25 protein-coding genes are annotated in these 25,200 nt (G+C 62.7%); 19 read left to right on the plus strand and 6 right to left on the minus strand.

Annotated features, from left to right (window positions below; translation table 11 throughout):
* Positions 1–12 precede the first annotated feature (12 nt).
* From AC1Q80_RS22125 to AC1Q80_RS22185, 13 genes are all read left to right on the plus strand, one after another.
* Positions 13–1,200 carry a M20 aminoacylase family protein gene (locus tag AC1Q80_RS22125; protein WP_492361855.1) on the plus strand — a complete coding sequence of 396 codons (1,188 nt, stop codon included), beginning with the start codon at positions 13–15 and terminating at the stop codon, positions 1,198–1,200.
* A gap of 26 nt (positions 1,201–1,226) precedes the next feature.
* Positions 1,227–1,778 (plus strand): GNAT family N-acetyltransferase, encoded by a 552-nt coding sequence (locus tag AC1Q80_RS22130; RefSeq protein WP_492361856.1) that lies wholly within the window; start codon positions 1,227–1,229, stop codon positions 1,776–1,778.
* Between the two features lie 48 nt (positions 1,779–1,826).
* A complete protein-coding gene (locus AC1Q80_RS22135; protein WP_492361857.1) occupies positions 1,827–3,602 on the plus strand; it encodes an amino acid ABC transporter permease/ATP-binding protein in 1,776 nt (591 codons plus the stop codon).
* A gap of 77 nt (positions 3,603–3,679) precedes the next feature.
* A complete protein-coding gene (locus AC1Q80_RS22140; protein ID WP_492361858.1) occupies positions 3,680–4,624 on the plus strand; it encodes an ABC transporter substrate-binding protein in 945 nt (314 codons plus the stop codon).
* 70 nt (positions 4,625–4,694) lie between these two features.
* Positions 4,695–5,633, plus strand: coding sequence for an ABC transporter substrate-binding protein (locus AC1Q80_RS22145; protein ID WP_492361859.1), 939 nt, complete (start codon positions 4,695–4,697; stop codon positions 5,631–5,633).
* A gap of 9 nt (positions 5,634–5,642) precedes the next feature.
* Positions 5,643–6,704: an LLM class flavin-dependent oxidoreductase gene (locus tag AC1Q80_RS22150; protein WP_492361860.1), complete on the plus strand. Its 1,062-nt coding sequence runs from the start codon at positions 5,643–5,645 to the stop codon at positions 6,702–6,704.
* 49 nt (positions 6,705–6,753) lie between these two features.
* Positions 6,754–7,350, plus strand: a complete 597-nt coding sequence (locus tag AC1Q80_RS22155; protein WP_209790158.1) for a 2-hydroxychromene-2-carboxylate isomerase — start codon at positions 6,754–6,756, stop codon at positions 7,348–7,350.
* A 201-nt stretch (positions 7,351–7,551) separates the two neighbouring features.
* Positions 7,552–7,755 (plus strand): hypothetical protein, encoded by a 204-nt coding sequence (locus AC1Q80_RS22160; protein ID WP_492361861.1) that lies wholly within the window; start codon positions 7,552–7,554, stop codon positions 7,753–7,755.
* Positions 7,756–7,804: 49 nt separating this feature from the next.
* Positions 7,805–8,407, plus strand: coding sequence for a nitroreductase family protein (locus AC1Q80_RS22165; RefSeq protein WP_173423264.1), 603 nt, complete (start codon positions 7,805–7,807; stop codon positions 8,405–8,407).
* Positions 8,408–8,708: 301 nt separating this feature from the next.
* The gene (locus AC1Q80_RS22170; RefSeq protein ID WP_492361862.1) at positions 8,709–9,095 is read left to right on the plus strand and encodes a hypothetical protein; all 387 of its coding nucleotides are present in this window, start codon (positions 8,709–8,711) and stop codon (positions 9,093–9,095) included.
* Between the two features lie 71 nt (positions 9,096–9,166).
* On the plus strand, positions 9,167–9,673 hold the full coding sequence (locus AC1Q80_RS22175) for a DUF3833 family protein (RefSeq protein WP_492361863.1): 507 nt from the start codon (positions 9,167–9,169) through the stop codon (positions 9,671–9,673).
* On the plus strand, positions 9,670–10,998 hold the full coding sequence (locus tag AC1Q80_RS22180; protein ID WP_492361864.1) for an MFS transporter: 1,329 nt from the start codon (positions 9,670–9,672) through the stop codon (positions 10,996–10,998). Before AC1Q80_RS22175 ends, AC1Q80_RS22180 begins: the two co-directional genes overlap by 4 nt.
* Positions 10,999–11,047: 49 nt before the next feature.
* Positions 11,048–11,839 (plus strand): SDR family NAD(P)-dependent oxidoreductase, encoded by a 792-nt coding sequence (locus AC1Q80_RS22185; protein ID WP_492361865.1) that lies wholly within the window; start codon positions 11,048–11,050, stop codon positions 11,837–11,839.
* A 9-nt stretch (positions 11,840–11,848) separates the two neighbouring features.
* Here the strand turns inward: AC1Q80_RS22185 and AC1Q80_RS22190 are convergent, their stop codons facing one another.
* Both AC1Q80_RS22190 and AC1Q80_RS22195 read right to left on the minus strand, forming a co-directional pair.
* Positions 11,849–12,667, minus strand: a complete 819-nt coding sequence (locus tag AC1Q80_RS22190) for a DUF1365 domain-containing protein (RefSeq protein WP_492361866.1) — start codon at positions 12,665–12,667, stop codon at positions 11,849–11,851.
* Complete coding sequence (locus AC1Q80_RS22195) at positions 12,664–14,019, minus strand: NAD(P)/FAD-dependent oxidoreductase (RefSeq protein WP_492361867.1); 1,356 nt, start codon at positions 14,017–14,019, stop codon at positions 12,664–12,666. The genes AC1Q80_RS22190 and AC1Q80_RS22195 overlap by 4 nt, the downstream gene beginning before the upstream one ends.
* Before the next feature lie 229 nt (positions 14,020–14,248).
* On the opposite strand from AC1Q80_RS22195, the gene AC1Q80_RS22200 reads away from it, so the two are divergent.
* The 3 genes from AC1Q80_RS22200 to AC1Q80_RS22210 are packed head-to-tail and all read left to right on the plus strand — an operon-like array spanning position 14,249 to position 15,934.
* On the plus strand, positions 14,249–14,815 hold the full coding sequence (locus tag AC1Q80_RS22200; protein WP_173423257.1) for a sigma-70 family RNA polymerase sigma factor: 567 nt from the start codon (positions 14,249–14,251) through the stop codon (positions 14,813–14,815).
* Positions 14,815–15,480, plus strand: coding sequence for a ChrR family anti-sigma-E factor (locus AC1Q80_RS22205; RefSeq protein ID WP_492361939.1), 666 nt, complete (start codon positions 14,815–14,817; stop codon positions 15,478–15,480). The genes AC1Q80_RS22200 and AC1Q80_RS22205 overlap by 1 nt, the downstream gene beginning before the upstream one ends.
* Before the next feature lie 49 nt (positions 15,481–15,529).
* On the plus strand, positions 15,530–15,934 hold the full coding sequence (locus AC1Q80_RS22210) for a DUF2177 family protein (protein ID WP_492361940.1): 405 nt from the start codon (positions 15,530–15,532) through the stop codon (positions 15,932–15,934).
* 13 nt (positions 15,935–15,947) lie between these two features.
* Here AC1Q80_RS22210 and AC1Q80_RS22215 read toward each other — a convergent pair whose 3' ends face one another.
* Positions 15,948–17,687, minus strand: a complete 1,740-nt coding sequence (locus tag AC1Q80_RS22215; protein ID WP_492361868.1) for a peptidoglycan D,D-transpeptidase FtsI family protein — start codon at positions 17,685–17,687, stop codon at positions 15,948–15,950.
* 1 nt (position 17,688) lies between these two features.
* The gene (locus AC1Q80_RS22220) at positions 17,689–20,142 is read right to left on the minus strand and encodes a penicillin-binding protein 1A (RefSeq protein WP_492361941.1); all 2,454 of its coding nucleotides are present in this window, start codon (positions 20,140–20,142) and stop codon (positions 17,689–17,691) included.
* A 448-nt stretch (positions 20,143–20,590) separates the two neighbouring features.
* Here AC1Q80_RS22220 and AC1Q80_RS22225 point away from each other — a divergent pair, with 448 nt between their 5' ends.
* The gene (locus AC1Q80_RS22225) at positions 20,591–21,508 is read left to right on the plus strand and encodes a LysR family transcriptional regulator (RefSeq protein ID WP_492361869.1); all 918 of its coding nucleotides are present in this window, start codon (positions 20,591–20,593) and stop codon (positions 21,506–21,508) included.
* A gap of 96 nt (positions 21,509–21,604) precedes the next feature.
* On the opposite strand, the gene AC1Q80_RS22230 is transcribed toward AC1Q80_RS22225, so the two are convergent.
* Positions 21,605–22,651, minus strand: coding sequence for a polysaccharide deacetylase family protein (locus tag AC1Q80_RS22230; RefSeq protein ID WP_492361870.1), 1,047 nt, complete (start codon positions 22,649–22,651; stop codon positions 21,605–21,607).
* Positions 22,652–22,907: 256 nt separating this feature from the next.
* Between AC1Q80_RS22230 and bla the strand changes: the two genes are divergently transcribed.
* Complete coding sequence (gene bla / locus AC1Q80_RS22235) at positions 22,908–23,768, plus strand: subclass B3 metallo-beta-lactamase (RefSeq protein WP_492361871.1); 861 nt, start codon at positions 22,908–22,910, stop codon at positions 23,766–23,768.
* Between the two features lie 45 nt (positions 23,769–23,813).
* Here the strand turns inward: bla and AC1Q80_RS22240 are convergent, their stop codons facing one another.
* A complete protein-coding gene (locus AC1Q80_RS22240; protein WP_077502544.1) occupies positions 23,814–24,020 on the minus strand; it encodes a hypothetical protein in 207 nt (68 codons plus the stop codon).
* 249 nt (positions 24,021–24,269) lie between these two features.
* On the opposite strand from AC1Q80_RS22240, the gene AC1Q80_RS22245 reads away from it, so the two are divergent.
* Entirely contained in the window at positions 24,270–25,154 is an 885-nt protein-coding gene (locus AC1Q80_RS22245; RefSeq protein WP_492361872.1) for a helix-turn-helix domain-containing protein, read from the plus strand.
* Positions 25,155–25,200: the final 46 nt, after the last annotated feature.

The raw sequence follows: 25,200 nt of genomic DNA on the forward strand, positions 1-25,200 counted from the left end.
ATGGAGCTGCCCATGAACATGATCGTCAAGGACGCACAGGCCGGGGACGCGATCGAGCGGGGCATCGGCGCCTATCTCGATGAAATCGTTGCTCTCCGGCACGACCTTCACCGGCACCCGGAGCTCTCGTTTCACGAACACCGCACCAGCGGGATCGTCGCCTCCCGGCTCAAATCCTGGGGCTACGAGGTGGCGACCGGGATTGCCGGGACCGGCGTTGTCGCCACCTTGCGCCGTGGCGAGGGATCGCGCCGCATCGGCATCCGTGCCGACATGGATGCTTTGCCGATCGAGGAGGCGACGGGCCTTGTCCATGCCAGCACCAATCCCGGCGTCATGCATGCCTGCGGTCACGATGGTCACACCGCGGTCTTGTTGGCCGCTGCCCGCTACCTGGCCGAGGCCGGTCGCTTCGACGGCACCGTGCGCCTGATCTTCCAGCCGGCCGAGGAAATCGGCGCCGGCGCGCGCAAGATGCTGTCCGAGGGCCTGTTCGAACGGTTTCCCGTCGATGCGGTCTTCGGCCTGCACAACTGGCCGGGTGTTCCATCAGGGCAGTTCGGCTTCGTCGCCGGCCCGGCCATGGCTTCGGTCGATCAATGCAACATCAGGATTGTCGGCAAGGGCGGTCATGGCGCGGAACCGCAACTGACCGTCGATCCGGTGCTGGCCGCAGCGTCGCTGATCACGGCGCTGCAAAGCGTGGTTTCACGCAATGTCGATCCGCAGGAAATGGCTGTCGTCACCGTCGGCTCCATCCACGGCGGTTCTGCCTCCAATGTCATTCCCGAAAGTGTGGCACTGAAGCTGACCATGCGGGCCTTCAACGAGACGACCCGTGGCCTTTTGGGCGAGCGCGTTCCGGCTCTGGCGCGCGCCCAGGCGGAAAGCTTCGGCGCTACCGCGGAGGTGGATTACCGTCGCGGCTTCCCGGCACTGATCAATCACCGCACGGAGACGGATCTTGCCCGCAGCGTCGCGCTGGAGGCCTTCGGTGCGGGCCAGGTCGTCAGCGATTTCAAGCCGCGCACGGCCAGCGAAGACTTCGCCTTCATGCTCGAGGAGAAGGCCGGCAGCTATCTCTTTGTCGGCAACGGCGACAGCGCGCCGCTCCACAGCGCCAACTACGACTTCAACGACGCAATCATTGCGCCCGCCGCCCGCTATTGGGTGCGGCTGGTCGAAACCTTCCTCGCATGACGACGATAACGGGATTGGCGAAACCCATGAGCGATACGTTTCTTTACACCACCCCCCTCGACCCGCGTGCCAAGCCGCTGATCGACGAATTGATCATCGAATATGACAGCCGTTACGGCACCTACTTCAACGAAGAGGGGGCGGCGGCAGAACTCAACCGCTACCCGCCGGAAGCATTTGCGCCGCCGCACGGCAACTTCGTGTTGCTGGTACGCAATGGCGAGACGATCGGCGGCGGCGCCTTCAAGCACTATGACGACCGCACCGCCGAGTTCAAACGCATCTGGACGCGTTCCGACCTGCGCCGGCAGGGGCTGGCACGCAAGGTTCTGCTCGAACTCGAAGCCCAGGCCGCGCGCCAAGGCTATTCCCGCATCTACCTGACGACCGGTTTCCGGCAGCCGGAGGCCGTCGGCCTCTATCTCGTCAACGGGTACACGGCGCTGTTCGACGTCGACACCGATCCGGAGGTCTACAAGACGCTGCCGTTCGAGAAGGACATCACCCATCTCGTCGCGTCGCTGGCACTTCTCGCAGACCCGAATCCATCGCATCCGCAGGCAGCCCATCACCCGTAGCGCCAGCGTCCGACAGGCGCACGAAACCACTTCCAGAGAGGATGCATCATGGCCATTCTGACCGATTATGCCGGCGTTGCCGGCGCCGGGCGAACGAGCGAACCCAATCCGGGCTACGCGCATTATCGTGTCGTACCGGCGCGCCATCCCGGCCGCGCGCTCGGCACACTGTTCGCCGCACTCGTTATTGCCGGCGTGCTCTATTCGGTGCTGACCAATCCGCGTTGGGGCTGGCCGGTCTTTGCCGAGTGGTTTTTTGCCGAGCCGGTGCTTGCGGGCCTCGGGCGGACCTTGCTGCTCACGGCGCTTGCTACCGTTTCCGGCTCGCTGCTGGGAACGGCGCTGGCGCTCGCCCGGGTCTCGAAGTCGCCGCTGCTGGGTGGCCTTTCCTTCGGCTATATCTGGCTGCTGCGCTCGATTCCGCTGATCGTGCTGCTGCTCGTGCTCAACAATCTCGGCTATCTCTACGAGACGATCTCGCTCAGTATTCCCTTCACCGGTACCACCTTCTTCACCTATCCGACCACCCAGTTGCTGACGCCGTTTGCGGCTGCCTTCCTGGGGCTCACGCTCAATCAGTCGGCCTTCTTCGCCGAGATCGTGCGCGGCGGCATTCTCTCCGTCGATCATGGGCAGCACGAGGCCGCGGCCGCACTTGGCCTTCCGCGTCATCGCCAGGCGTTCAGGATCGTGCTGCCGCAGGCGATGCGCTCGATCCTGCCGACGGGCTTCAACGAGATCATCGGCCTGGCGAAAAGCACGTCCATGGTCTACGTGCTGGCGTTGCCGGAACTCTTCTACACCGTTCAGGTCATCTACCGCCGCAATCTCGAAGTCATTCCGCTCCTGATGGTTGCGACCGTCTGGTATCTGGTGATCATGACCGGCCTGTCGATCGCCCAGTATTATATCGAGCGGCATTTCTCCAAGGGTGCGGTTCGCAATCCGGTGCCGCCGCCGTTCCAGGCCTTCTTCTCGCGGTTTCGACGTCCGCTGACTGAGGTTGCGAGCAATGGTGCTGTTGCCCGCAAGGCCGGCTTTCAGGACGCAACCGCCTTTCGCGCCGGCGGTGCCGTCCGCATCCACGGCATCTCCAAGAGTTTCGGTTCGCTGAAAGTGCTTGACGATGTCGAGTTGAGCCTGCCCGCCGGTAGCGTCACGGCGATCCTCGGGCCATCGGGCTCGGGCAAGTCGACGCTGTTGCGCGCGATCAACCATCTGGAGCGGGTCGATGACGGCTTCATCTCGATCGATGGCGATCTCGTTGGCTACAGCCAGAAGGGCAACACGCTCTATGAACTGAAGGAGAAGGACATTTTGAAGCGCCGCGCCGACATCGGCATGGTGTTCCAGAATTTCAATCTCTTTCCGCATCTGACGGTGCTCGAAAATCTTATCGAGGCGCCGATCCAGGTTCGCGGTCTGAAACGCGACGACGCCGTGCGGCTGGCGCAGGATCTCTTGGCGCGAGTGGGCTTGAGCGACAAGATCAACGCCTATCCCCGACAGCTCTCGGGCGGCCAGCAGCAGCGCGTTGCAATTGCCCGTGCCCTGGCATTGCGACCGAAGGTCCTGCTCTTCGACGAGCCGACTTCGGCCCTCGATCCGGAACTGGTCGGCGAAGTGCTCGATGTCATCAAGGAACTGGCGCGCACCGGCACGACGCTGGTCATCGTTACCCACGAGACCGGTTTCGCCCGCGAGGTCGCCGACACCGTCGTCTTCATGGAAGCGGGCCGCATCCTTGAGGCCGGCCCGCCGTCCCGCATCTTCACCGCCGCGGAACACCCCCGCACCCGCGAGTTCCTCGCCAAGGTTCTCTGAAATTTCCAGGCCTGCGTGCAGACGCTGGGTCTGACTGACAGCAACCACAACCCAAAGATGAAAAGGGGTCCAGACACATGGCATTTTTCGACAGAGCAAAGCTGCTTTTGGCAGGAGCGGTCGCCATTGCGACGCTCGGTACTGCCTCGGTTCAGGCCCAGGAAAAATTCGATCTCAGCCCTGATACCTCCAACCGCGTGCGCGCTGAACGTAACGAAGCGGCGATCAAGGCGATCTCGCCGGACTTCAAGTTCGTCAATCCCGGCAAGTTCACGGTTGCCGTCAATCCGTGGGATCCGCCGATCGCCACCTACGCCTCGGACTCGAAGACCGTAGTCGGCGCCGATCCCGATCTCGCCTCGTTGGTCGCTGACAGCCTCGGCCTCGAACTGGATCTCGTCGCGGTCGCCTGGGCCGATTGGCCGCTCGGCGTCGCCTCGGGCAAGTATGATGCCGTGATCAGCAACGTCACCGTCACCGAGGAGCGCAAGGAGAAGTTCGATTTCTCCACCTACCGGCGCGATGTGCTCGGCTTCTTCGTCAAGTCCGACAGCCCGATCACCTCGATCAAGGAGCCAAAGGACGTGGCGGGCCTGAAGGTGATCACCGGTGCAGGCACCAACCAGGAAAAGATCATTCTGGAATGGGACCGGCAGAATGTTGCTGCTGGGCTGAAGCCGATCGAAGTGCAGTATTACGACGACCGCGCGGCCGGTGACCTGGCGTTGCAGTCGGGCCGGGCCGACGTCGAATTCAACCCGAACGCGACGCGTGCCTACGCGGCCTCGATCCGCAACGACACCAAGGTGGTCGGCACTGCCAGCGGCGGCTGGCCTCTGACCGCCGAAATCGCGGTCACGACCCGCAAGGGCGGCGGCCTTGCCGACGCGATCACCCTTGCCGTCAACGATCTGATCAAGAACGGCAAGTACGGCGAGGTGCTGAAGCGCTGGAGCCTGACCGACGAGGCCGTCGACGCATCGCAGACCAACCCTCCCGGCCTGCCGAAGAGCGGCTCTTAAATCGCGCTGATATCGCGGGCCGGCCGGTTGCCGGCCCGCTCCTCCACCATCCCATCCGGAGACGACAGACATGTTCGGTCCAGCCGCTTTACGCCCTGCATTTTTCGCCGCTCTTGCGGCGGCGCTTCTTCATTTCGGTCCAACACAGGCAGCGGACGGCTTTGATTTCAGCCCGGAGCAACCTGGGCGCATCCGTACTGAGCGCAACGACGCGGCAGTCGCCGCGATATCGCCGGGATTCAAATTCGTGACCCCGGGCAAATTCACCGTCGCCGTCAGCCCCGGTGGGCCGCCGCTTGCGACCTACGCGACGGATGCGAAAACCGTGATCGGCGCTGATCCGGACTACGCTCTGGCGGTCGCCGACAGTCTCGGGCTGACACTGGAACTCGTGCCGATCGCCTGGATCGACTGGCCGCTTGGTCTGACATCGGGCAAATACGATGCGGTCATCTCCAATGTCGGTGTCACCGAACAGCGCAAGGAGAAGTTCGATTTTTCGAGCTATCGCCAGGGGCTGCACGGCTTCTTTGTCAAGGCCGACAGCGCGGTCACGTCGATCAAGGAGCCGAAGGATGCAGCGGGTCTGAGGATTATCGTTGGTGCCGGCACCAACCAGGAGCGCATTCTTCTCAAATGGAACGACGAGAATATCGCCGCCGGCCTGAAGCCACTTGAGCTGCAATATTACGACGACGAGGCGACGAGCCTTGTGGCACTGGCTTCCGGCCGCGCCGATGTGATCGTCCAGCCGCATGCACAGCTTGTCTTCATTGCGGCGCGCGACCAGAACATCAAGCGCGTCGGCACCTTGAGCGCCGGCTGGCCGGAGCGCTCCGACGTGGCGATCACCACCCGCAAGGGCAGCGGCCTTGCCGATGCGCTGACCGTCGCCACCAATGGCCTCATCGAAAATGGCACTTATGCCAAGATCCTCGATCGCTGGCATCTGGCGGAAGAGGCGCTGCCGAAGTCTGAGACCAATCCTCCCGGTCTGCCGAAAACCTGAGGTGCAAGGATGTCGACGCACAAGATCTCGATCGATCATATCGGCTTTCTGACGCCTGGAAATTACGCAAACGACAATCCGCTTGCGGGCCTGGAACAGACGCTGCGGCTGCTCGAATATGGCGAGACGCTCGGTTTCGCGAGCGCCTGGGTGCGGCAACGCCATCTGGAACCCGGCATCTCGTCGGCGGCCGCCTTTCTGGCGGCGGCGACGCAGAGGACCCGCCGCATCCAGCTCGGTACCGCGGTGATCCCGATCGGCTACGAAAATCCCTACCGGCTCGCCGAGGATCTCTCGACCGTCGACGTGTTGTCGCGCGGCCGTCTGAACATCGGCCTGAGTGCGGGTCGCCCGCCGCATCTCGACCTCATCGGGCCGCTGGCGTTTGACGGAGACTGGTCTGCTTACGATTTCTCGCATCAGCGGGTGCTGCGTTTTGCCGATAATCTGCGCGGGGATTTCCTCGGCGATGCGCACACGGTGATCAAGACGCCTTTCGGTCCGCAGAGACCGCGGCTGCAACCCTATGCCAAGGGGCTTTCCAACAGGCTCTGGTACGGCGGCGGATCCTTGCGTTCAGCCCGGTGGGCCGGTGAAAACGGCTTTAATCTGTTGATCGGCAACGTCACGACCGGTGAGCAGACCGACGATTTCTTCGAGGCGCAGGCGCGCCAGCTCGAAACCTATCGGCAGGCGGGCGGGGCAGAGAAACGCGTGGCACTCGGCCGCGTCATCGTGCCGCTCGATGGTGCCGATGCCAGCACAAGGCGCCGGTATCTCGATTACGCCGCCGGCCGGCATGAGCGCACGCTGACGCCGCAAGGCGAGCGGCGCACACTCTATACCCGCGATCTCGTCGGCACGTCCGAGCAGATCCTCGAGCGGCTGCTGGCTGATCCGATCCTGCCGCACGTGCGCGAACTCCGGCTCGAGTTGCCCTACGAATTCGAACACGACGAGTACCGGCAAATTCTCGATGACGTCGTCACGCGCATCGCGCCGGTGCTTGGCTGGTCGCAAACAAGCGGCGAGATCGCCGAGGCATCCTCCACAAACCCGGCGGCGGCTTGAAACCCTCGCCATCAGTCCCCGATCCAAACTCCATGAAGGCATTCCTGCAGTGACGAAAAGCATCGACTATTTCTTCTCGATCGGTTCTCCCTGGTCGTTCATCGGGCTCGAAGCCTTTGCCGCTCTGGCTCGCCGCCATGAAGCGGAAATCAAGCCGTACCTGGCAACCGTCGTCGAGGAGAATGGCGGCATCCTGTCGCGCAACAAGCCGGAGGCGCGCCGCGCGTACGGTACGCGCGACCTGAAACGTTGGAGCCGGGCTCGCGGAAAGGACCTTCGGATCGACGGCCGTCCGACGCTTTCCGATCCGACGCCTGCGTCGCGGCTGGTGATTGCCGCCTATCTCGACGGCAAGGACTGGCTCGCGTTGACGGCGGCCCTGCAGGAGGCCTTCTGGGTCCGCGCCGAGGATATCGGCCAGCCAGACGTGCGCGAGGCGGTGGCCATCCGAGCGGGGTTCGACGGCGGCGCCCTGCGCGCGCGGGAAAGTGATGAAGACGTTGCCGGGAAATGGGCCTCCGATCGCGATCATGCCGTCCGGAGCGGCGTCTTCGGTTTCCCGACTTTCGGCTACGACGGCGAGATCTATTGGGGTCAGGACAATCTGGCGTTCCTGGAGCAGCACCTGAAAGGCGAAAGGCCGTAGGCATAGACCGAGCGAGGGTTGAGTGGTTGCGCCACTGCGCCGGATCACTTTTCCAAGCCTGGCACGATCTTTGGGCCGCGGTTCCTTTAATCTACTGTTTAACTCGATAATTTTCGGAATGCTTGAAGCCGAGCAATCGAACGAAACCTTTTCCGTTGTTTGCGCATTTCTAAACAACGATGGCTTTTGACGAGGTGTGTCATGAGTGTCCTGCGACAATATGAACGCTTGAGCGCGATCCGCGATGTCTTGCAAGGCAAGCTTGAGCTCTACGAAGCAAGGGACTGTTTCGGCATCGACGATTTCGAGGACGGAACGACGAACGACCTTCGCGATCGCATCGCCGAGCTTTCGGACGAGATTTCCAATCTCAAGCGCCGACCGGAGCGTTACGAAGCCTTGTGACGGCGATTGCGGCTGAGAGCAGATACCAAAGCCAACACACAGGAAAACCATGACCATCGAAATCAATTCGCGGATCGCCGGCCACCCGATCAATCCGCTCTTTCTCGAACGCTGGTCGCCACGCGCCTATGCCGGAGCGGACATCGCTGAAGCCGAATTGTTCGGCATCCTGGAGGCGGCGCGCTGGGCACCTTCGGCCTACAATGCCCAGCCCTGGCACTTCATCTATGCCCGCCGCGGCACGGAACATTGGGACAAGCTGTTCGGCATTCTCAACGCCTTCAACCAAAGCTGGGCGAAGGACGCGTCCGCGCTGGTCTTCGTGTTGTCGAAGACAACGCTGGTGCCGCCGGGCGCCGGCGAAGAAGTGCCCTCCTACACGCACTCGTTCGACACCGGCGCTGCCTGGGGTGCATTGGCGCTGCAGGCCGCCTATTCCGGCTGGCAGGCGCACGGCATGGCTGGTCTCGACTATGACAAGGCTCGGGCCGACCTTGGCGTCCCGTCCGACTACCGCATCGAGGCCGCTGTGGCGATCGGCAGGATCGGCGACAAGGCGCAATTGCCCGAGGGCCTGAGGGAGCGCGAAGTCCCAAGTCCGCGAAAGGCACTTTCCGAGATCGTCTCCGAAGGCCGGTTCGAACAGGCTTGACGTCATCGGCCGGCTCGCCTGTCGCAACGGGCGAGCCGGCCACCCCTCTGAAAGCGGACAATGTCGCGCCTCATTGCCGACATTTCCAGCGCTTTGGCGCCCCATCGACTTTGCCACCCTGCCGATGATTGCGTGACGACGGACGCCGCACCGCCCATTCTGCTATCCGCCGCCGGCCCTGCTTCCCCGATGCCTTCTGTCATTCATGAATTCGACCGCCGCCGGTGATCCGAGGCGAGCGATGTCGCGTACCTCACAGGGAAGAACCCGACACGTCCACCGATGCGGTAGGGAGGAGCGTATGCGTCTACTGCCAGTTTTGCTGTTCATGCTCGTTGCCCATTCCAGTGATGCGGCATCGGATCGCCTGTCGGCCGAAGACATCCGCGACCAGATCGTCGGCAAGACGGTGTTTCTTGCCGTCCCGTTCGGCGGGGAGTTTCCGTTGAACTATCGCCGCGACGGCCGCGTCGATGGTACTGGCGAAGCTTTAGGGCTGGGAAAGTTCACCCGCCCGCGCGATAGCGGCACCTGGTGGATAGCCGGTGACCGGCTCTGCCAGAAGTTCAGCACCTGGTACGACGGTTCGCAGCTCTGTTTCGAACTCTATCGCCTTGATGAAACCCGCATCCGCTGGATCCAGGACAATGGCGACAAGGGAACCGCGCGCATCGGGCCGCCGCTATGACACGGCGCAACGCCTTTACCGCCAGACCGACCTCAACGCTCACGACAACCGTAGCGCACGGGAGCTTCGTCATGCGTATCGTTGCCATTGCCTTATTGGCTTCAATCTTCGCATTGCCGATCTTCGCTCAGGCACGAGACCCCGTCTTCTCGCTTGAACGCTACTTCGTGGGCAGAACTCAGGCGACGGGCAGCTTCACGGCGATCAACGGTGTGTCGCGACGGTTCTCCGTCGCCTTGCTGGGGCGCTGGAACGGTGCGACGCTGACGCTTCGCGAAGACTTCACCTTCGATGATGGTGCCCGAGATACGAAGACCTGGCGGTTTCGCAAGACGGGGCCGGGGGAATATCTCGGCTCGCGCGAGGATGTGGTCGGCAACGTGCCAGTCACGATCGATGGCCGCAAGGCGCGGTTCTCATATGTCGTCTATCTCGACGCTGCCCGGAAGAACAAAGTCCGGTTCCACGATCTCATGGTGCTCGGCGATGACGGCGAGGTCCGAAACACGGCGCTTGTGACAAAGTTCGGCCTGCCCGTGGCATGGACGAGCGTCATGTTTCGGCGTTCCCGGCGATGACGTTTCGCTCCGGCCGGCACCCGCTGACAAGCCGCTTGTTGCTTGCCTACGCATTGCCCGCCGTGGTTCTGGCGACCCTCGCCCTGCCGCTCTACATCGTCGTTCCGACCTTCTATGTCAGCACGCTCGGTTTGCCGCTTGGCGCAGTCGGTCTTGTGCTGCTTGCGATCCGTATTGTCGATGCGATCGCCGATCCCGCCATCGGCTGGCTGGCGGACCGGATCATCGCGCGGGCCGGGCGCAGGCGCACGCTGTTTCTGGCCGCGGCCGCGCCCACCACACTCGGTGCCCACATGCTGTTTTGGCCGCCGGATGACGCAGGGCTCGCCTATCTCGCTCTTTGGGCAGCTGTTCTGTCGCTCGGATACACAGGCATGCTGCTGCCCTATTCCGCCTGGGGAGCGGAACTGGCGAACGACTATTCGGGGCGCCTGCGCGTTTCGGCCTGGAGGGAGGGCGCGACCCTGCTCGGGACGTTATGCGCGATCGGTTTGCCGTTCGCAGCCGGCAACGAGGCCTTGTCGACCCCAGGCGGCCTGCGACCGCTCGCCATCTTCGTCGCGGTCGTTCTGCCATTTTCGGCATGCGTCGCCTTCCTTTGCGTGCCCGAACCGCTGGATAGATCAAGGCATCGCCTCTCGCTTGGAGATGCGGGCCATTTTCTGGTCGCCAATCGACCCTTCAGGCGGCTGATCCTTGCCTTTGTCATGAACGGCTTTGCGAATGCCGTCCCGGCGACGCTGTTCCTCTATTTCGTTGGCCAGCGGCTGGAGGCGGCGCAATGGAGCGGGCCGTTGTTGCTTGCCTATTTCGTCAGCGGCCTTGCTGGCGTTCCGCTTGCGCTTTTCTCGGCCCGCTTCCTCGGCAAGCACCGGGCCTGGTGCATCGCGATGGCGGTGGCTTGCGCCGTCTTCGCCGGGGCCGGCTTTCTTGAGCCGGGGGATGTCTATCTCTTCGTTGCCATCTGTGTTGCGACAGGCTTGATGCTCGGTTTCGATCTCGTGCTGCCTCCTGCCATTCAGGCGGACGTGATCGATCAGGATACCGCCTCTTCGGGCGAACAGCGATCCGGCGTCTATTTCGCTGCCTGGAGCCTTGCGACGAAACTGTCGCTTGCCGCCGCAGTCGGCATCGTCTTTCCGCTGCTTGCCCTTGCCGGTTTTGCAGGTGAAAGCGACAATTCCGCCGGAGCGCTCGATGCGCTTTCGATGCTCTACGCCTGGCTGCCGATCCCCGCCAAACTCACGGCGATCGCCCTGATGTGGCGTTTTCCGATCGGCGAGGCCGAGCAGCGCGCCTTGAGGCAAAAAATCGAGGCGGGGTGAACCAACTGCCGTGCCACACCGTATCTGCATATGTTGAAATCTCATTCGGGTGCTGAAATTGGTCGTTGAGACAACGAGGCGCAAGACTTCCACAACCGCCGGGATCGCCTGGATCACCGGCGCCAGCAGCGGCATAGGGCGCGCGCTTGCGGTGGAGTTGGCGCGCGAAGGTTGGGAGGTGGCCATCAGTGCGCGCAGCAAGGACGATTTGCTGGCGCTTGAGGACGCCGTTCCCGGCCGGATCTTTGCATTTCCCGTCGACGTCACAAATGCTGCGTCTGTCGCCAGAGCGTTCCGACTGATCGAGGACGGCCTCGGGCCGGTGGATCTCGCCGTGTTCTCGGCCGGCACTTACGCGCGTGATGGTGTTCAGGATTTCAATGCCACTCGCTTCTCGTCGATCGTCAATCTGAACCTTCTCGGCACGGTCCATTGCCTGGACGTCGCCATGGCGCACATGCTCGCCCGCGGCAGCGGGCATATCGCCGTCGTCGCCTCCACCGCCGGCCTCGTCGGCTTGCCGGGCGCGGCAGCCTATGGCGCGAGCAAGGCGGCGCTGATTGCCATGTGCGAGGCGCTCTATCCTGAACTCAGGAAGCTTGGGATCGATCTCAGCCTGATCAATCCCGGTTTCGTCGACACGCCTTTGACGAAGAAGAACGACTTTCCGATGCCGTTTCTGGTCCCGGCGGACAAGGCCGCGACGATCATCGTGCGCGGGCTGAAGGCGCGCCGTTACGAGATCATCTTTCCCTGGCAGATGGCCATGGCGATGAAGGCTCTGAGGCTGATGCCCGCCCGCCTGAGATTTGCCATAACGCGGCGAATGCTGCGCGACTGAGGCGAGGGACTAACTGGCCCGCGCTTTCGCATGGCTCTGCTGAGAGGCGTTTTGCTCGATGACGATGGTGGTGGCGCGCGGCATGTTTGCCGCCGAATGTGGATGAACGGGCACGCCCTTGAGCCATAGCCGAAGGGCCTCCACGTGGATCGCGCCCATGACTTTCAGGGTCATCAGGGGATAGGCGAGAAGCAGCTTCAGCAGCGCCCTGTCTGAGAAGGCGAGGTATTTTCCGGCAAAGCTCGCCGCCAGAAGCGGACCATCGTTGTCCGACTGGTTGATGCCGACGAAAACGCGCTCGCGCGGCGGCTCGACGCGAAAGTCGTAGCGGCTTGCCATGGGGGTGAATGGCGACACGTAGAGCGCCTTGTCGCAACACTGTCTGATCGCGCCGCCGGATGGTTCGCCGACCGGGATGACATAGGTGTGGCGCTCGTGGAAGGTGTTGCAGACTTCGTACAGCGCGGCGCACAGGCTGGCGTCGGGTCGATAGCAGAAGTAGACTGTCAGCGGGTTGAAGACATACCCGAAAATTCGGGGATAGCAGAGCACGCGCACCCGCAGGTCACCGGCCGCGAGGCCGGCCTCCTCCAGCTGTCGGCCGACCCAATCCCTCAAACCACCCCTGCTGCCATCGCCATGGTCTTCGTCGCGAAAACTGAAGATGGCCGCGCGGTTGTAGCCGAACAACCGGCTGTCCGCGTCGAGGTTGGGCAGTTCGTCGAGATCGAGCAGCAGCGAAAACACGCGGTAGCGCAGCCGGTGTGAGCGGGGCCGATGGCGGGCATGGGCGACATGCCCGGTGTATATCGATGATTCCAGGTTCATTCGGCTGCCAACAATGCTTCGCTGCGGAAAATTCTGCCTGACGGCTCGTGAACCGCCCAGGGTCGGTCGACGCCGCCGAGCTCCTCTGCGACCGCGAGGCCCGATTGTAGTCCGTCCTCGTGAAAGCCGCTGCCGAAATAGGCACCGCAGAACCACGTGTTGCGGCGTCCCTGCAGCTGCCAAAGCTGACGCTGCGCAACGAGGGCGACCTGATCGAAGAGCGGGTGGGTGTAGGCGAAGGTTCCGAGCGTGCGCTCCGCTGCCACCGGACGGCAGGGGTTCAGGGTCACGAACAGCGGCGCCGAAGGATCGATCCCCTGCAAGCGGTTCATCCAATAGGTGACGCAGAGCGGTTTCACCCCCTCATGTGCGCTGTCGCCGATATAGTTCCAGCTCGCCCAGACTTGCTTGCGCTGCGGCATCAGGTTCTCGTCGCAATGGAGCACCGCATGATTGGCCGTGTATTTGAACGCCGAAAGCAGGTGACGCTCCTGGCCGTCGGGATCGTCGAGCATAGCAAGCGCCTGGTCCGCATGGGTGGCGATGACCACATCCGAGAAACGGTCGACGTGACCGCGTCGATCGATGACCTCGACCTCGCCCCCGATACGGCGGACGCTGCGCACGGCGCTCGCAAGCCGCACGGTACCCGAGAAATCTGCCATCAGCCGTTGGATATATTGGCGACTTCCTCCCTCGACGGTTCGCCAGCGCGGCCGGTTCGACAGTGAAAGCAGGCCATGGCTTTCGAAGAAGCGGATGAAGGCGTGCAGCGGATAGGCGCGCATTTCGCTGGCCGTCGTCGACCAGATGGCTGCACCCATCGGCAGCAGGTGATCGTCGACGAAGGAGCGGGCGTAGCCGCCGCGGTCGAGATAGTCGCCGAGGCAGACCGCTTCGAACTCCGGTTGCCGAAGCAGGGGCGGCGCCTCGCGATAGAACCGGACGATCTCCGACAGCATCCGCCAGAAGCGCGGACGCACCGCATTGCGTCTCTGGCCGAGAAGCCCGCGCAAACCGGATCCTGAGTATTCGAACGACCCGCCATCCAGAGAGGCCGAGAACGACATGTCGGAGGCAAGCGTCGGGACGTCGAGATGGTCGAAAAGCGCGACAAGGTTGGGGTAGTTGCGATCGTTGTAGACGATGAAGCCGGTATCGACGGAGACGGAACCGATCGGGGAGGGCACGGTCACGGTGTTGGCATGCCCTCCGAGGCGGTCGGCTTCTTCATAGAGGACCACGTCCATGCTCTTGCTGAGCAACCACGCGGCTGACAGGCCGGATATGCCGGTTCCGATGACCGCAACGCGCCTTCGCTGCTGCCGTTTTTCTCCGCCCCCGACATCCATTCACGAACCTCTCACGTTTGAACCTGCTCATCACTACGAAGCCGGTGCGTGATTGGATCGATCGCCCGAAGAATTTTTCGGCGCGGTGATCCGTCGGTTCCGACCATCCGTATCAACCCGCATGACAATCGCTGTTCCCATCCTTGCGGCGCCATGCGAAAACGAGCGGAAGCCAAGTCCGGATCGTCTCGCCAGGGCTTTGCCGAAAAGCGGGAGCAGGCGCACGCGCATGGATGAAAGCGATCAGGAACAGCCCACGGACGACATGTCCGGCCTGCTTGTTTCGGTCGGGCTGAACCGGGATGTCGAGGCCTTCGAGGTGCTGTTTCGCCACTACGCGCCGCGCGTGAAGGCCTACATGGCGCGCCTTTCCAGGGATGGCACCGCCGCCGAGGAACTGATGCAGGAAACCATGATGGTCGTGTGGAACAAGGCTGCCCAGTTCGAGCCTTCGCGCGGCACTGTCTCGACCTGGATCTACACGATTGCCCGTAACGTGCGGGTCGATGTCTACCGCCGGACGAAGCGACCGGAGTTCGACCTCAATGATCCCGCCTTCGTTCAGGACGATGCGGCGCCTGCCGACAAGGCGTTTGAGGCGTTTCAGGAGGCCGAGCGGCTGCGCCGCGCGATGGCGGCTTTGCCGGCCGAGCAGCTCGATCTTCTGAAACGTTCCTTCTACGAGGACAGCTCCCACAGTGCCATTGCCGAGGCGCTCTCGATCCCGCTCGGCACGGTGAAGTCACGTATCCGTCTTGCCTTTGCCAAGCTGCGCGCGGCACTGGAGGAGCGATGATGTCGATCAACCACCACATTAGCGACGAGTTGCTGCTGCGCTACGCTTCGGGCGAGTTGGCGGAAGGCTGGAGCCTCGCGGTTGCGACGCATCTTGCGCTTTGCCCATCCTGTCGCCAACGCCTGTCGAAGATGGAGACGATCGGCGGAGCGCTTCTCGAAAACATATCGACAGGTGCCGCATCCGACGATGCCTGGGCACGCATGCGTAGCCGGATCGAGAAGGCGGAAACTGGCGTTTCGCAGCGGACGGAAGACCGCCCGCAGGCGGGCCGTGCCGAGCCCATCTTGCCGGAGCCGCTGCGTTCTTATCTTGGCGGCGATATCGACAGCCTCAAATGGCGCTCGCTCGGGATGGGGGCTTACCAGATCCCGATCCAGTTGGCCGATACCAGCACCATTGCAAGACTGCTCAGGATTCCGGCCGGCAAGCCTGTGCCTGAGCATGGTCACGCGGGGCAGGAGTTGACCCTCGTGCTCGCCGGAAGATTCCGCGACGGCAGCGATGTCTTTGCGCGCGGCGATCTGGAAGAGGCCGATGCCAGCCTGACGCATCAACCTCTGGCAAGCGAAGGTGAGGATTGCATTTGCCTTGCAGTCACCGATGCGCCCTTGAAATTCAAGAGCTGGTTGGTCCGGCTCATCCAGCCGGTGCTCGGCATATGAGTGCTCGGCATATGAGCGATCGGCCTATCCGACGGGAGCAGATTTGATGCTGGTGCACGTCGCCGCATACCTCGCCACCGCATTCGTGTTTTTGGTGCTGGATTTTCTGTGGCTCACGCGTGTCGCATCGGGGTTCTATCGCGAGCGCTTGGGCGGGTTGCTGCTTGACCAGCCCAATTTCGCCGCCGCGGGCGCTTTCTACGTCATTTACGTGGCCGGCATCGTCTACTTCGCGGTATCTCCCGCACTCCAGGCCGGAAGCTGGACCACTGCGCTGATGGCAGGGGCCGTCCTCGGGCTCGTCGCCTATGGCACATACGACCTCAGCAATCTGGCGACGCTTCGCAATTGGTCGCTGACGCTGACGATCGTCGACATGATCTGGGGCGCGGCCTTGACCGCGATTGCCGCAACCGCGGGATATCACGCGGCAGCTCGCGTCTCTATGCTCTAGGCGGTCCGGCCAGCTACAAAGGAGTGCCCAACGGCATTGCCGGGTCTGCGTGCTCTCCCCGATTCGGGCCGGAGAACAGCTCGGAGCCATAGGCATTCTGGGCCGCAATCGACGGAAATGTGACGTCGCGAACCGCGAATGTCGGCATCAGGTTCATCATCGGCAGAATGCGCTCGAACACAGCGCCGCCGAGCGGCGCCGCATTCCAGCCGGAGGTGCGAAAGCCATAGGTTTCCGGCAGGCCCTTGGGCTCGTCCAGGATGGTCAGCAGCAGGTAGCGAGGGTTATCTGCCGGCACGACGCCCATGAAGGACGTGAGGTTTAGATCCTTGGCATAGCGCCCGCCGACGACCTTTTCAGCCGTGCCGGTCTTGCCGCCGATGAAGTAACCCTTGACCTCTGCCTTTCTTGCCGAACCGGTCCTGGCGTTGAGACGAAGCAGAAAGCGCATGGCCTCGCCGGTTTCTGGCTTGATGAGGTCAGTTGCAAGGAGCCGCTCCTCGACATCGGAGCCCTTGATGAGGGTGGGCCGCATCAGGCGGCCGCCATTGACAAGGGCTGCAACGGCGATGCTTGCCTGCAGCGGCGTCACTGCAATGCCGTGGCCGTAGGAGGCGGTAGCCGTATCGATCTGCCCCCAGGAGCGCGGCAGCTGCGGATGGGCGCTTTCCGGCAGTTCGGTCGTCAGCCGCGACATTTGTCCGAAACGCGAGAGAAAGGCGCGGAAGTTCTCCGGTCCGAGCGCGATCGCCATCTTCGCCATCGAGATGTTGGAGGAATAGATGAAGGCTTCCGGCAGGCTGAGTGGCCGATACTTGCCGAGATAGTCGCGGATGCGGAACCGGCCGAAGGCGAGTGGCTTGCTGGCGTCGATCACCGAGCGGATGTCGAACTGACCGGAATCGAGCGCCATGGCCGTGGTCAGCGCCTTGAACGTCGATCCCATCTCGAACGTGGCAGCGGCGATGCGGTTGATGCGGTCGGGCTTGAGCGCATCGGCGGGGGTGTTGGGGTCGAAATCCGGGGCGGAGGCAAGGGCCAGGACTTCGCCATTGGTGATATCGAGCACCAGCCCGGCGCCGGCTTTTGCCTTGAACTTCTCGATCGCCTTGGCAAGCTCGATCTGCAGCGCGTGCTGGATGCGGATATCGAGCGTCAGGGTAACGGGCTGCAGGTTCTGATGGGAAAGATCCATGCCCGTCTGGCGCAGCACGTCGAGCCCCTGCGTCTCGATCCACTTCTCGATGCCGGCGATGCCGATGTTGTCGATATCGACGGTGCCAAGCACGTGGGCGGCAAGCGAACCGTTCGGGTAGACGCGCCGCTTTTCGCGCTGGAAACCGACCGCCGGAATGCCGGCGTCCCAAAGCGCCTGTTCCTGCGCCGGCGTGATCTGGCGCTTGATCCAGGCAAAGGGCGCCTTGCTTTTCAGGCGCTGATGCAACTCGCGGGCATCTAGATCGGGGAAAATGGCCGTCAGCTTTTCGACCGCCTCATCGGCGTCGACGATGAAGCGGGGCTCAGCATATACGCCGGAGCTCGGGACATCGATCGCCAGCAGGTTGCCGTTCCGGTCCAGGATCGAAGGGCGGCCGACGGAGGGGCGCTTCGGCACATAACCGGTGGTCTCGATCTCGGCCGTGCCGAGCTGGACGAGGCGCCCGAGCATCGTCAGGAACACGGCGACAAAGATGGCGATCAGAAAGGCGATGCGCTTGCGGCGATCCGCGCGTGATGAAATGCGTTGAACCATATCAGTAGAGCCCGCCGGTATTGCTGAGCAGCTTTTCCCGCAGATCGGGAGAGAGTCCCTTGTCGGCTTCAGTGGCTGGCAACTCGGCGATCTCCCGGTCGTCGATGATGGTACAGTTGCCGTCGCAGGGACCGGTTCCCGGCTTGAAGGCTTCGGAGATGGCGCCCGGCGCGCCTTCCTCGGCCGGCCGTCCCGTCTTGCGGTCCACCACCTGGAAGGACATGCCTGCGGGCGGGTGAAATTCGGCTGCGGGCTTTCCCTGAAGCGCGACCTTCATGAAGTCGATGAAGATCGGCGCGGCCAGTCCGCCGCCGGTCTCGCCGTAGCCCATCGGCTTCGGCGTGTCGTAGCCGAGGAAGACGCCGGTGACGATATTGGGGGTGAAGCCCACGAACCAGACGTCCTTCTCGTCGTTGGTCGTTCCTGTCTTGCCGGCGATCGGTACCCCGAGGGTGGCCACATTGCGGGCCGTGCCGCGCTCAACCACGCCGCGCATCATCGAGGTGACCTGATAGGCCGTCATCGGGTCGAGCACATAGTCCCTGGTATCGACGAGATCGGGCTCCTCCTGGTTTTCCCAGGAGAGCGCGTTGCAGTCCGGGCACTGGCGGACATCTTGTCGATAGATCGTGCGGCCATAACGATCCTGGACGCGGTCGATCATCGAGGGATTGATGGCCTTGCCGCCATTGGCGATGACGGCATAGGCGGATACGAGCCTGAGCAGCGTGGTTTCGCCGGCGCCGAGCGCCATCGGCAGGTAGGTGCGCAACTCGTCGTAGATGCCGAAGCGTTTGCCATAGTCGGCAACAAGATCCATGCCCAGATGGCGGGCAAGGCGAACGGTCATCAGGTTGCGACTGTTCTCAAGTCCGGTGCGCAGGGTCGAGGGGCCGCTGAAGCGCCCGTCGTAATTCTTCGGCCGCCATGTCTTGCCGGTGCCATCGGGAATGGCGATCGGCGCGTCCATGACGAGCGTGGTCGGCGCGTAGCCGGTGTCGAGAGCTGCCGCGTAGACGAACGGCTTGAACGATGAGCCGGGCTGACGATAGGCCTGGGTCGCGCGGTTGAATTCCGATTGCGCATAGGAAAAGCCGCCGGCGACCGCAAGTACACGCCCGGTGTTCGGATCCATCGAGACAAGCGCTCCCTGTACCTGCGGCGGCTGGCGCAGGACATAACCCGTTTCCAGTTTCTCGAGATAGACAACGTCGCCCGGCGACAGCACATCCTTGAGAGAGGTGGCACAGCGGCGCCCGCCTTCGCTAAGCCGGCACAAGGCCCAGGCTGAGTGGTCACGGCTGATCGTGGCCATCGGCGCGGACGCTGCCGATGCTTCCGTGCCTGTCGGCCTGAGGCCGAGTTCGACCTTGTCCTTGGCGGTGGAGAGGACGACAGCCAGCTGCCATTCCGGCACGTCCGAAAGCGGCTGGCGCTCTGCGAGCGCCTGCTGCCATCCGTCAAGCGAGGGCAGGCGGGTGATCGGTCCCCTGTAACCTTTTGCCTGATCGTAGGCGACGAGCCCCTTTCGCAACGCCCGCATGGCGGCTTGCTGCAGCCGTGGGTCGAGCGTCGTGCGCACCGAAAGTCCGGCGGTGTATAGGGCAGCGTCGCCGTAGCGGGTGCCGAGCTGGCGGCGGACCTCCTCGGTGAAGTAGTCCGCCTTGTCGGCGGATGCCTCCTGTCGCTTCGGCTTGATGCCGAGCGGCGAAGCGGTCGCTGTCGCCGCAACGTCGGCAGCGATGACGCCGTTGCGGCGCATCTGCTCGATGACCCAGTCGCGCCGGGTCACGGCGCGATCCGGATGGCGGTACGGGTCGTAGTTGTTCGGAGCTTTCGGAAGGGCGGCGAGATAGGCCGCCTCGGCCACCGTCAGCTGATCGACCGGCTTGTCGAAATAGGTCAGCGCGGCCTGCGCGATCCCGTAGGCGCCGAGACCGAGATAGATGTCGTTGAGATAGAGTTCGAGGATGCGGTCCTTGGAATAGGTCTGGTCGATGCGGATCGACAGGATCGCTTCGCGCAGCTTGCGCTCCACTGTCCGATCGGAAGACAGCAGGAAGTTCTTGGCGATCTGCTGTGTGATCGTCGAGCCGCCGATCATGCGCCGGCCGGAGCCGTAGTTGGCGACGTTCGACCAGAGCGCGGTGGCAAGGCTCGTGACGTCGATGCCGGGATGCAGGTAGAAGTTCTTGTCCTCGGCGGAAAGGAATGCCTGCTTGACCCGCGCCGGCATGGCGCCGATCGGCAGAAACAACCGGCGTTCTCGCGCATACTGCGCGATCATCGCGCCATCGCCGGCGTAAAGTCGTGTGGTGACCGCCGGCTCCCAGGTCGCCAGCGCCCGATGGTCCGGCAGGTCACGTGTCAGGGCGGCCACGCAAAAAGCCAGCCCGACGCCGAAAAGCGTCGCAAGGTTGATCAGGGTGGCGAACAGGTTTGCAGTGAATTTCATGGCGGATGTGGGCGACTTTCGGGGTTCGAAGGACATGGCTTCGCCATCCGCTGCTCATGGGAGCGGCTGGCATGCGCAGACCTGTTGCGTGAAGGCGATGCGCCGGTGGCGGGCGAGGCTCAGGAGCCCGGTGTTTCGTCTATTCCATCAGGGGGAGCGTCGTCCGCCTTCGCCGCCAAAGCCCGCAACATGCCGCTTTTGTTCGCGGCGGCGATCCACGCAGGCATGACGGTGCGACATGTGCAGGGCGCGTGGCTGATGGGCGTTCAGCGGAGACGACACATGGTTGGATCCTCCACAGGGGGCATGTACGAGAGGCAAAACCTCGATGTGTTGGTGGCCATGCCCCGACAAAACGGGGTGCCGACATGAGTTCACCGTAAAGGGCTTGCAGCTTGGCAGCAAACGACGTTTATTTGCAGGACCCATTAGCTGAATTAGGGCATTCATGGTCAGGCCGCATCTCCCTCTCAATGCACTGCGCGCTTTCGAGGCATCCGCACGACATCTGAGCTTCACCCGCGCGGCGATCGAATTGTGCGTGACGCAGGCGGCTGTCAGCCATCAGGTCAAGCTCCTGGAAAGCAGGCTGAACGTGACGCTGTTCAAGCGCCTGCCGCGCGGCCTGATGATCACCGCCGAGGGCGAGGCGTTGTTGCCGGTGCTTCAGGATTCCTTCGATCGCATGGCCGATATGATGGAACGCTTCGAGGGCGGTCATCTTCGCGAGGTCCTGATGATCGGCGCCGTCGGCACCTTCGCCGTTGGCTGGTTGTTGCCCCGGCTTGCGGATTTTCAGGAAAAATATCCTTTCATCGATATCCGGTTGTCGACGAACAACAATCGCGTCGACATGGCGGCCGAGGGGCTCGACTACGCCATTCGCTTCGGCAGCGGTTCGTGGCACAACATCGAGGCGACGCGGCTGTTCGAAGCGCCGCTTTCGGTCCTGTGCGTTCCTGAGCTGGCCGATACGCTGCGTCGTCCTGCTGATCTCCTCAGCCAGACTCTGCTGCGCTCCTACCGGGCGGATGAATGGGTGAACTGGTTTGCCGCAGCCGGCATCACTTATCCGGCGCCGCTTCTCAAAGGTGTGGTGTTTGATTCGTCGCTCGCCATGATGGAGGCGGCAGCCCAGGGCATTGGCGTTGCGCTTGCGCCGCCTCTCATGTTTTCCCGGCTGCTGTCGAACGGCACGGTGCGCCAGCCCTTCGACGTCTATACCTCGATGGGCAGCTACTGGTTGACCCGGCTGAAATCGCGCGCCCCGACGCCGGCGATGTCCGCCTTCCACGATTGGTTGATGGCGGAAAAGGAAGATAGCTGCCTGCAATCCGAGCGAGCGGCCGCGAGCAGCGCGGCATAGGCACCACCGCATTCGGGCGGGAGCTCTGCCAAGTCATGGGCGATGTCTCGGAGTTGGGCGTGATGGGGCGGTCAGGCCGACAGTTGCAGCTTGTGGCTATTCGCCGTAGCTGACGATCCATTCCGGCGGCTCTCTTTCGAGGCTGCCGTCAACCTGTACGTTTCTGTCTTTCGCCCAACGATAGCCCCACATCGGACCGTGTTTCGTCGCATAGGAGGGCGAACGCCGATAGGCGGCATCGGCCTGCGCCTTCTCGAGCGTGACGAAGTCGTAGCCGCTTTCTTCGAACAGCGACAGGATCCCCTTCATCGCGTCCGCATTCAGTCGGTTGACGTGTAGCAACATGATCGCTGGTGGTTCGTAGCCAAGGACCCGCGCGTTGAGATCGGCGTAATAGGCGATCTGTTGCTGGGTGTGCATCAGATAGGCCGTCCTGATGCGGTGGGCCGCTTCCGTGTCGTTCTCGGCAAGAGCACGTTCATAGGCGCGATCGAAGACGTAGTCCGAGGTGTCGATGGTCGAGGCGGCGATCGTGTAGCCACGCTTCGCCGCAAGCGTCGCGATCGCTTTCTGCTTTTCCGGGGTGTCGCCGGTGTGGTTGTAAGGGAACCGCAGGAAGCGCAGCTCCTTTCCCGCGGCCTTGAGGAGTTGCCGCGCCGTTTTTTCGCCATCGACGATTTCGCGCTTGATGCCGGCAAGGTCGAGCGCATTGGTGTCCGCATGCGAGAAGGTGTGATTGCCGAGCGTCAGCCGTGGTCCGGTCCAACTCTTCAGGATGGTTTTCGCTCGCGGCCCGACAGCGCGAACCTTGCTCTCCACGACAAATCCGATCGCCGGCGCCTTGTGTGCCTTGAGGGCTGAAAGAATGCGGGCATTTGCCTCTTCGATGCTTTGGATGGAGGGCCCATCCGTTCCGTCTTCGCCGGCGCGGGCATGCGGCAGATCGTCGAAGGTGATGGCGACGGATTTCTCTCGTGCATCGCCTTTGGTCTCGGCATGGGCCTCGACAAGGAAGAAACCGAGGGCGAGCCAGGGCGTGAAAGCAAGCAGCAGGAAGCGCCCGATCGTGCGAACCCTTCGCACACAGGCCCGGACCACGCTTTGCTGCGTGCCGCCGTCGCCGTGAAGCCCGGTTCCCTTCACTATCGTCCCTCTTCCGCTGGTCGCAATGCGAGCGACACTCGGTCTCAAGGGTTGCATGAGCATTGCGTGGTCGAAATTTTCTCGCTGCTGCAATCGTCAGCGGCGCGGCTGCCGATAGTGATCGTCACCGATGGTCGAAATCCAAATAATTCTAATGGCTGCCGCAAATTATCGTCGTTTGCCGTCCTCGTCGCGGCTGCTTAGGCAAGGCGCATCCAAAGTTCGCGGAAACCAAATTCGAGATGCGGAGGCATGTATGAGAACGTTGAAGAGGCTCGGTCTGGCGACGGTGGTCGCCACCTTCTGCATGGCCAGTGCGGCCACGGCCGACAACGCCGACTGGTCCCGACCGACAAAGCCGTTTCGCGTCGTCGGCAACATTTACTACGTCGGCACCAAGGGGTTGTCGGCCTATCTTATCACCTCGGGCAGAAAGGCTATCCTGCTCGACGGCACGCTGAAAAGCACGGCCGCGCTTGTCGAAGACAATATCGCAGCGCTCGGTTTCAAGCTCTCGGATGTCAAGATCATCGTTACCAGCCACGCCCATTACGATCACGTCGCCGGGGTAGCCCAGATCAAGCGAGATAGCGGCGCCAAGCTCCATGCGATCGCGGCCGATCGCTGGGCTCTGGAAAACGGTCTGCATGACGGCGAGACCAGCTACAAGCGCGGGACGTTTCCGCCTGTCAAAGTCGATCATGTTCTTGCCGACGGCGACGCCGTGACGCTCGGAGATGTCAGTATGAAGGCGACGCTGACATCAGGGCACACACCGGGCTGCACCACCTGGTCGACATCGGCGATCGAGGACGGACGCGCGCTCAAGGTGGTCTTTCCCTGCAGCGTCACCGTTGCCGGCAACAAGCTCTTCGGCAACAGGCGCTACCCCGGCATCGTCGGTGATTTCGAGGTGAGCTTCGACCGGCTTGCGGCCATGAAGGCGGATGTGGTGCTGCCGGCGCATCCGGAATTCGCCGATGTTCTCGGAAGGGCGGCGCGACGAGACGCAGGCGACAAGGATGCCTTCGTCGATCCGGGGCTGCTCGGCCGGATCGTCGAGCAATCCCGCGCCGCCTTCAAGAAGGAACTCGCAAGGCAGAAGGCCAGACAATGACAGGGAGACAGGGCCGCATGTGCGCTGCCCTTTGTGTCTGCCCAATCAGTCGGAAACGAGGCCGTCAAAGACTTCGAGCATGGCCTCGCTGATGGCCTTGCCGAGCGCTGCTGCAGCCGCACTCAAGGCTGCGTCGTCCATATCGCGTGCGGCCATCGCGAAAGACGCGCCTTCGGTTACGACGATTTCCTGGGCGCGCTGGATTGCCCAGAGGGCAAACTCGCTGCGGTCGGCGATTTCAACGGTTTCCATTGTGGTCTCCAGATTGTTCATGGAAGGTCTTATAGCCTGATCGACCACCGTGGGGACTGCCCGTGTGGTCCTTTGGTGTGGACTGCGTGAAATAGTCGTGTGGTCAGCGGGTTTCGTGCTTAGGCCCTCTGGGTTGTGCCCATCGGAAAAGCCGCCGCCGGGGACTTTTGTTGCGGTCTAAAGGTGAGTAATAGAGGAAAGAATAAAGCAACCGAAAACTCCACCTTCCCGAAGACGGGCAACGCGATAATGACGTTTCAGCCGCGGATGCAGAACAAGATTGCCGGTTTCAAGGTCCTGGGCGAGTTGCATCGTCGGGAATGGAACGGGATCATCGCCGACGTGTGGGACGTCGAATGCGACCCGCATGCCGGTGGCTACTACGTCTCCAGCGATCCACGGATGTTCATCGTGCTGGATGCGCAGGGTGGGAGCAACCGCAACGTCAAACTCTCATCCCAGGCGAACGGCATCGTCCAGGATTACCGCGAACAGGCGATCTCCTACATCCCGTCGGGCATGGAGATCTGGGCCGATGTGGTCGATGTCAGATATATCCGCCACCTCGATCTGCACTTCAACATCGACATCCTCAGCCGGCGGCTGATGGAGGACCTCGATGCCGGTCAGTGCGCCGTGCCGCGGCTGATGTTTGAGGACGAGCGATTTCTTCAGCTCGCCCGGCTGATCGCGTCGGAATGCCTGAACCCGCAGCCGCTTCACGATCTCTATGGCGACGGGCTGACGGTCGCGCTTTTCATCGACCTGATGAAGCTCAACCGCAACAGCGTCCGCAAGCGCAGCCAGCTGGCGTCCTGGCAGCTGCGCCGGGTGGTGGATTACATCGAGGAAAACAGCGTTCGCAACATCAGGCTGGAGGAACTGGCAAGCCTTGCCGGCCTTTCGCAATCGCATTTCAGCCACGCCTTCAAGGCTTCGACCGGGGTGGCGCCACACCAGTGGCAGATGAATGCCCGGATCGAGCGGGCAAAGCATCTCCTCGTCAAAAACGAGGTGTCGCTCACCGAGATCGCTGCCGAAACGGGCTTTTCGGACCAGGCTCACTTCACCCGGGTCTTCCGCAAGGCGGTCGGCGCCACGCCGGCTCTTTGGAAAAGAAGCCGTCTTTCTTGAGCAAATGCCATTTTCGTTGAACAGTTGCCCGTGCACATTTGCCCAA

The organism is Ensifer sp. GW823-FHT05D09, assembly GCF_058795755.1.

Excerpts from the sequence above, each read along its gene's own strand:
- AC1Q80_RS22125 (WP_492361855.1), top strand. The coding sequence starts at position 13 with ATGAACATGATCGTCAAGGACGCACAGGCCGGGGACGCGATCGAGCGG.
- AC1Q80_RS22130 (WP_492361856.1), top strand. The coding sequence starts at position 1,227 with ATGAGCGATACGTTTCTTTACACCACCCCCCTCGACCCGCGTGCCAAG.
- AC1Q80_RS22135 (WP_492361857.1), top strand. The coding sequence starts at position 1,827 with ATGGCCATTCTGACCGATTATGCCGGCGTTGCCGGCGCCGGGCGAACG.
- AC1Q80_RS22140 (WP_492361858.1), top strand. The coding sequence starts at position 3,680 with ATGGCATTTTTCGACAGAGCAAAGCTGCTTTTGGCAGGAGCGGTCGCC.
- AC1Q80_RS22145 (WP_492361859.1), top strand. The coding sequence starts at position 4,695 with ATGTTCGGTCCAGCCGCTTTACGCCCTGCATTTTTCGCCGCTCTTGCG.
- AC1Q80_RS22150 (WP_492361860.1), top strand. The coding sequence starts at position 5,643 with ATGTCGACGCACAAGATCTCGATCGATCATATCGGCTTTCTGACGCCT.
- AC1Q80_RS22160 (WP_492361861.1), top strand. The coding sequence starts at position 7,552 with ATGAGTGTCCTGCGACAATATGAACGCTTGAGCGCGATCCGCGATGTC.
- AC1Q80_RS22165 (WP_173423264.1), top strand. The coding sequence starts at position 7,805 with ATGACCATCGAAATCAATTCGCGGATCGCCGGCCACCCGATCAATCCG.
- AC1Q80_RS22170 (WP_492361862.1), top strand. The coding sequence starts at position 8,709 with ATGCGTCTACTGCCAGTTTTGCTGTTCATGCTCGTTGCCCATTCCAGT.
- AC1Q80_RS22175 (WP_492361863.1), top strand. The coding sequence starts at position 9,167 with ATGCGTATCGTTGCCATTGCCTTATTGGCTTCAATCTTCGCATTGCCG.
- AC1Q80_RS22180 (WP_492361864.1), top strand. The coding sequence starts at position 9,670 with ATGACGTTTCGCTCCGGCCGGCACCCGCTGACAAGCCGCTTGTTGCTT.
- AC1Q80_RS22190 (WP_492361866.1), bottom strand. The coding sequence starts at position 12,667 with ATGAACCTGGAATCATCGATATACACCGGGCATGTCGCCCATGCCCGC.
- AC1Q80_RS22195 (WP_492361867.1), bottom strand. The coding sequence starts at position 14,019 with ATGGATGTCGGGGGCGGAGAAAAACGGCAGCAGCGAAGGCGCGTTGCG.
- AC1Q80_RS22200 (WP_173423257.1), top strand. The coding sequence starts at position 14,249 with ATGGATGAAAGCGATCAGGAACAGCCCACGGACGACATGTCCGGCCTG.
- AC1Q80_RS22205 (WP_492361939.1), top strand. The coding sequence starts at position 14,815 with ATGTCGATCAACCACCACATTAGCGACGAGTTGCTGCTGCGCTACGCT.
- AC1Q80_RS22215 (WP_492361868.1), bottom strand. The coding sequence starts at position 17,687 with ATGGTTCAACGCATTTCATCACGCGCGGATCGCCGCAAGCGCATCGCC.
- AC1Q80_RS22220 (WP_492361941.1), bottom strand. The coding sequence starts at position 20,142 with ATGAAATTCACTGCAAACCTGTTCGCCACCCTGATCAACCTTGCGACG.
- AC1Q80_RS22225 (WP_492361869.1), top strand. The coding sequence starts at position 20,591 with ATGGTCAGGCCGCATCTCCCTCTCAATGCACTGCGCGCTTTCGAGGCA.
- bla (WP_492361871.1), top strand. The coding sequence starts at position 22,908 with ATGAGAACGTTGAAGAGGCTCGGTCTGGCGACGGTGGTCGCCACCTTC.
- AC1Q80_RS22240 (WP_077502544.1), bottom strand. The coding sequence starts at position 24,020 with ATGGAAACCGTTGAAATCGCCGACCGCAGCGAGTTTGCCCTCTGGGCA.
- AC1Q80_RS22245 (WP_492361872.1), top strand. The coding sequence starts at position 24,270 with ATGACGTTTCAGCCGCGGATGCAGAACAAGATTGCCGGTTTCAAGGTC.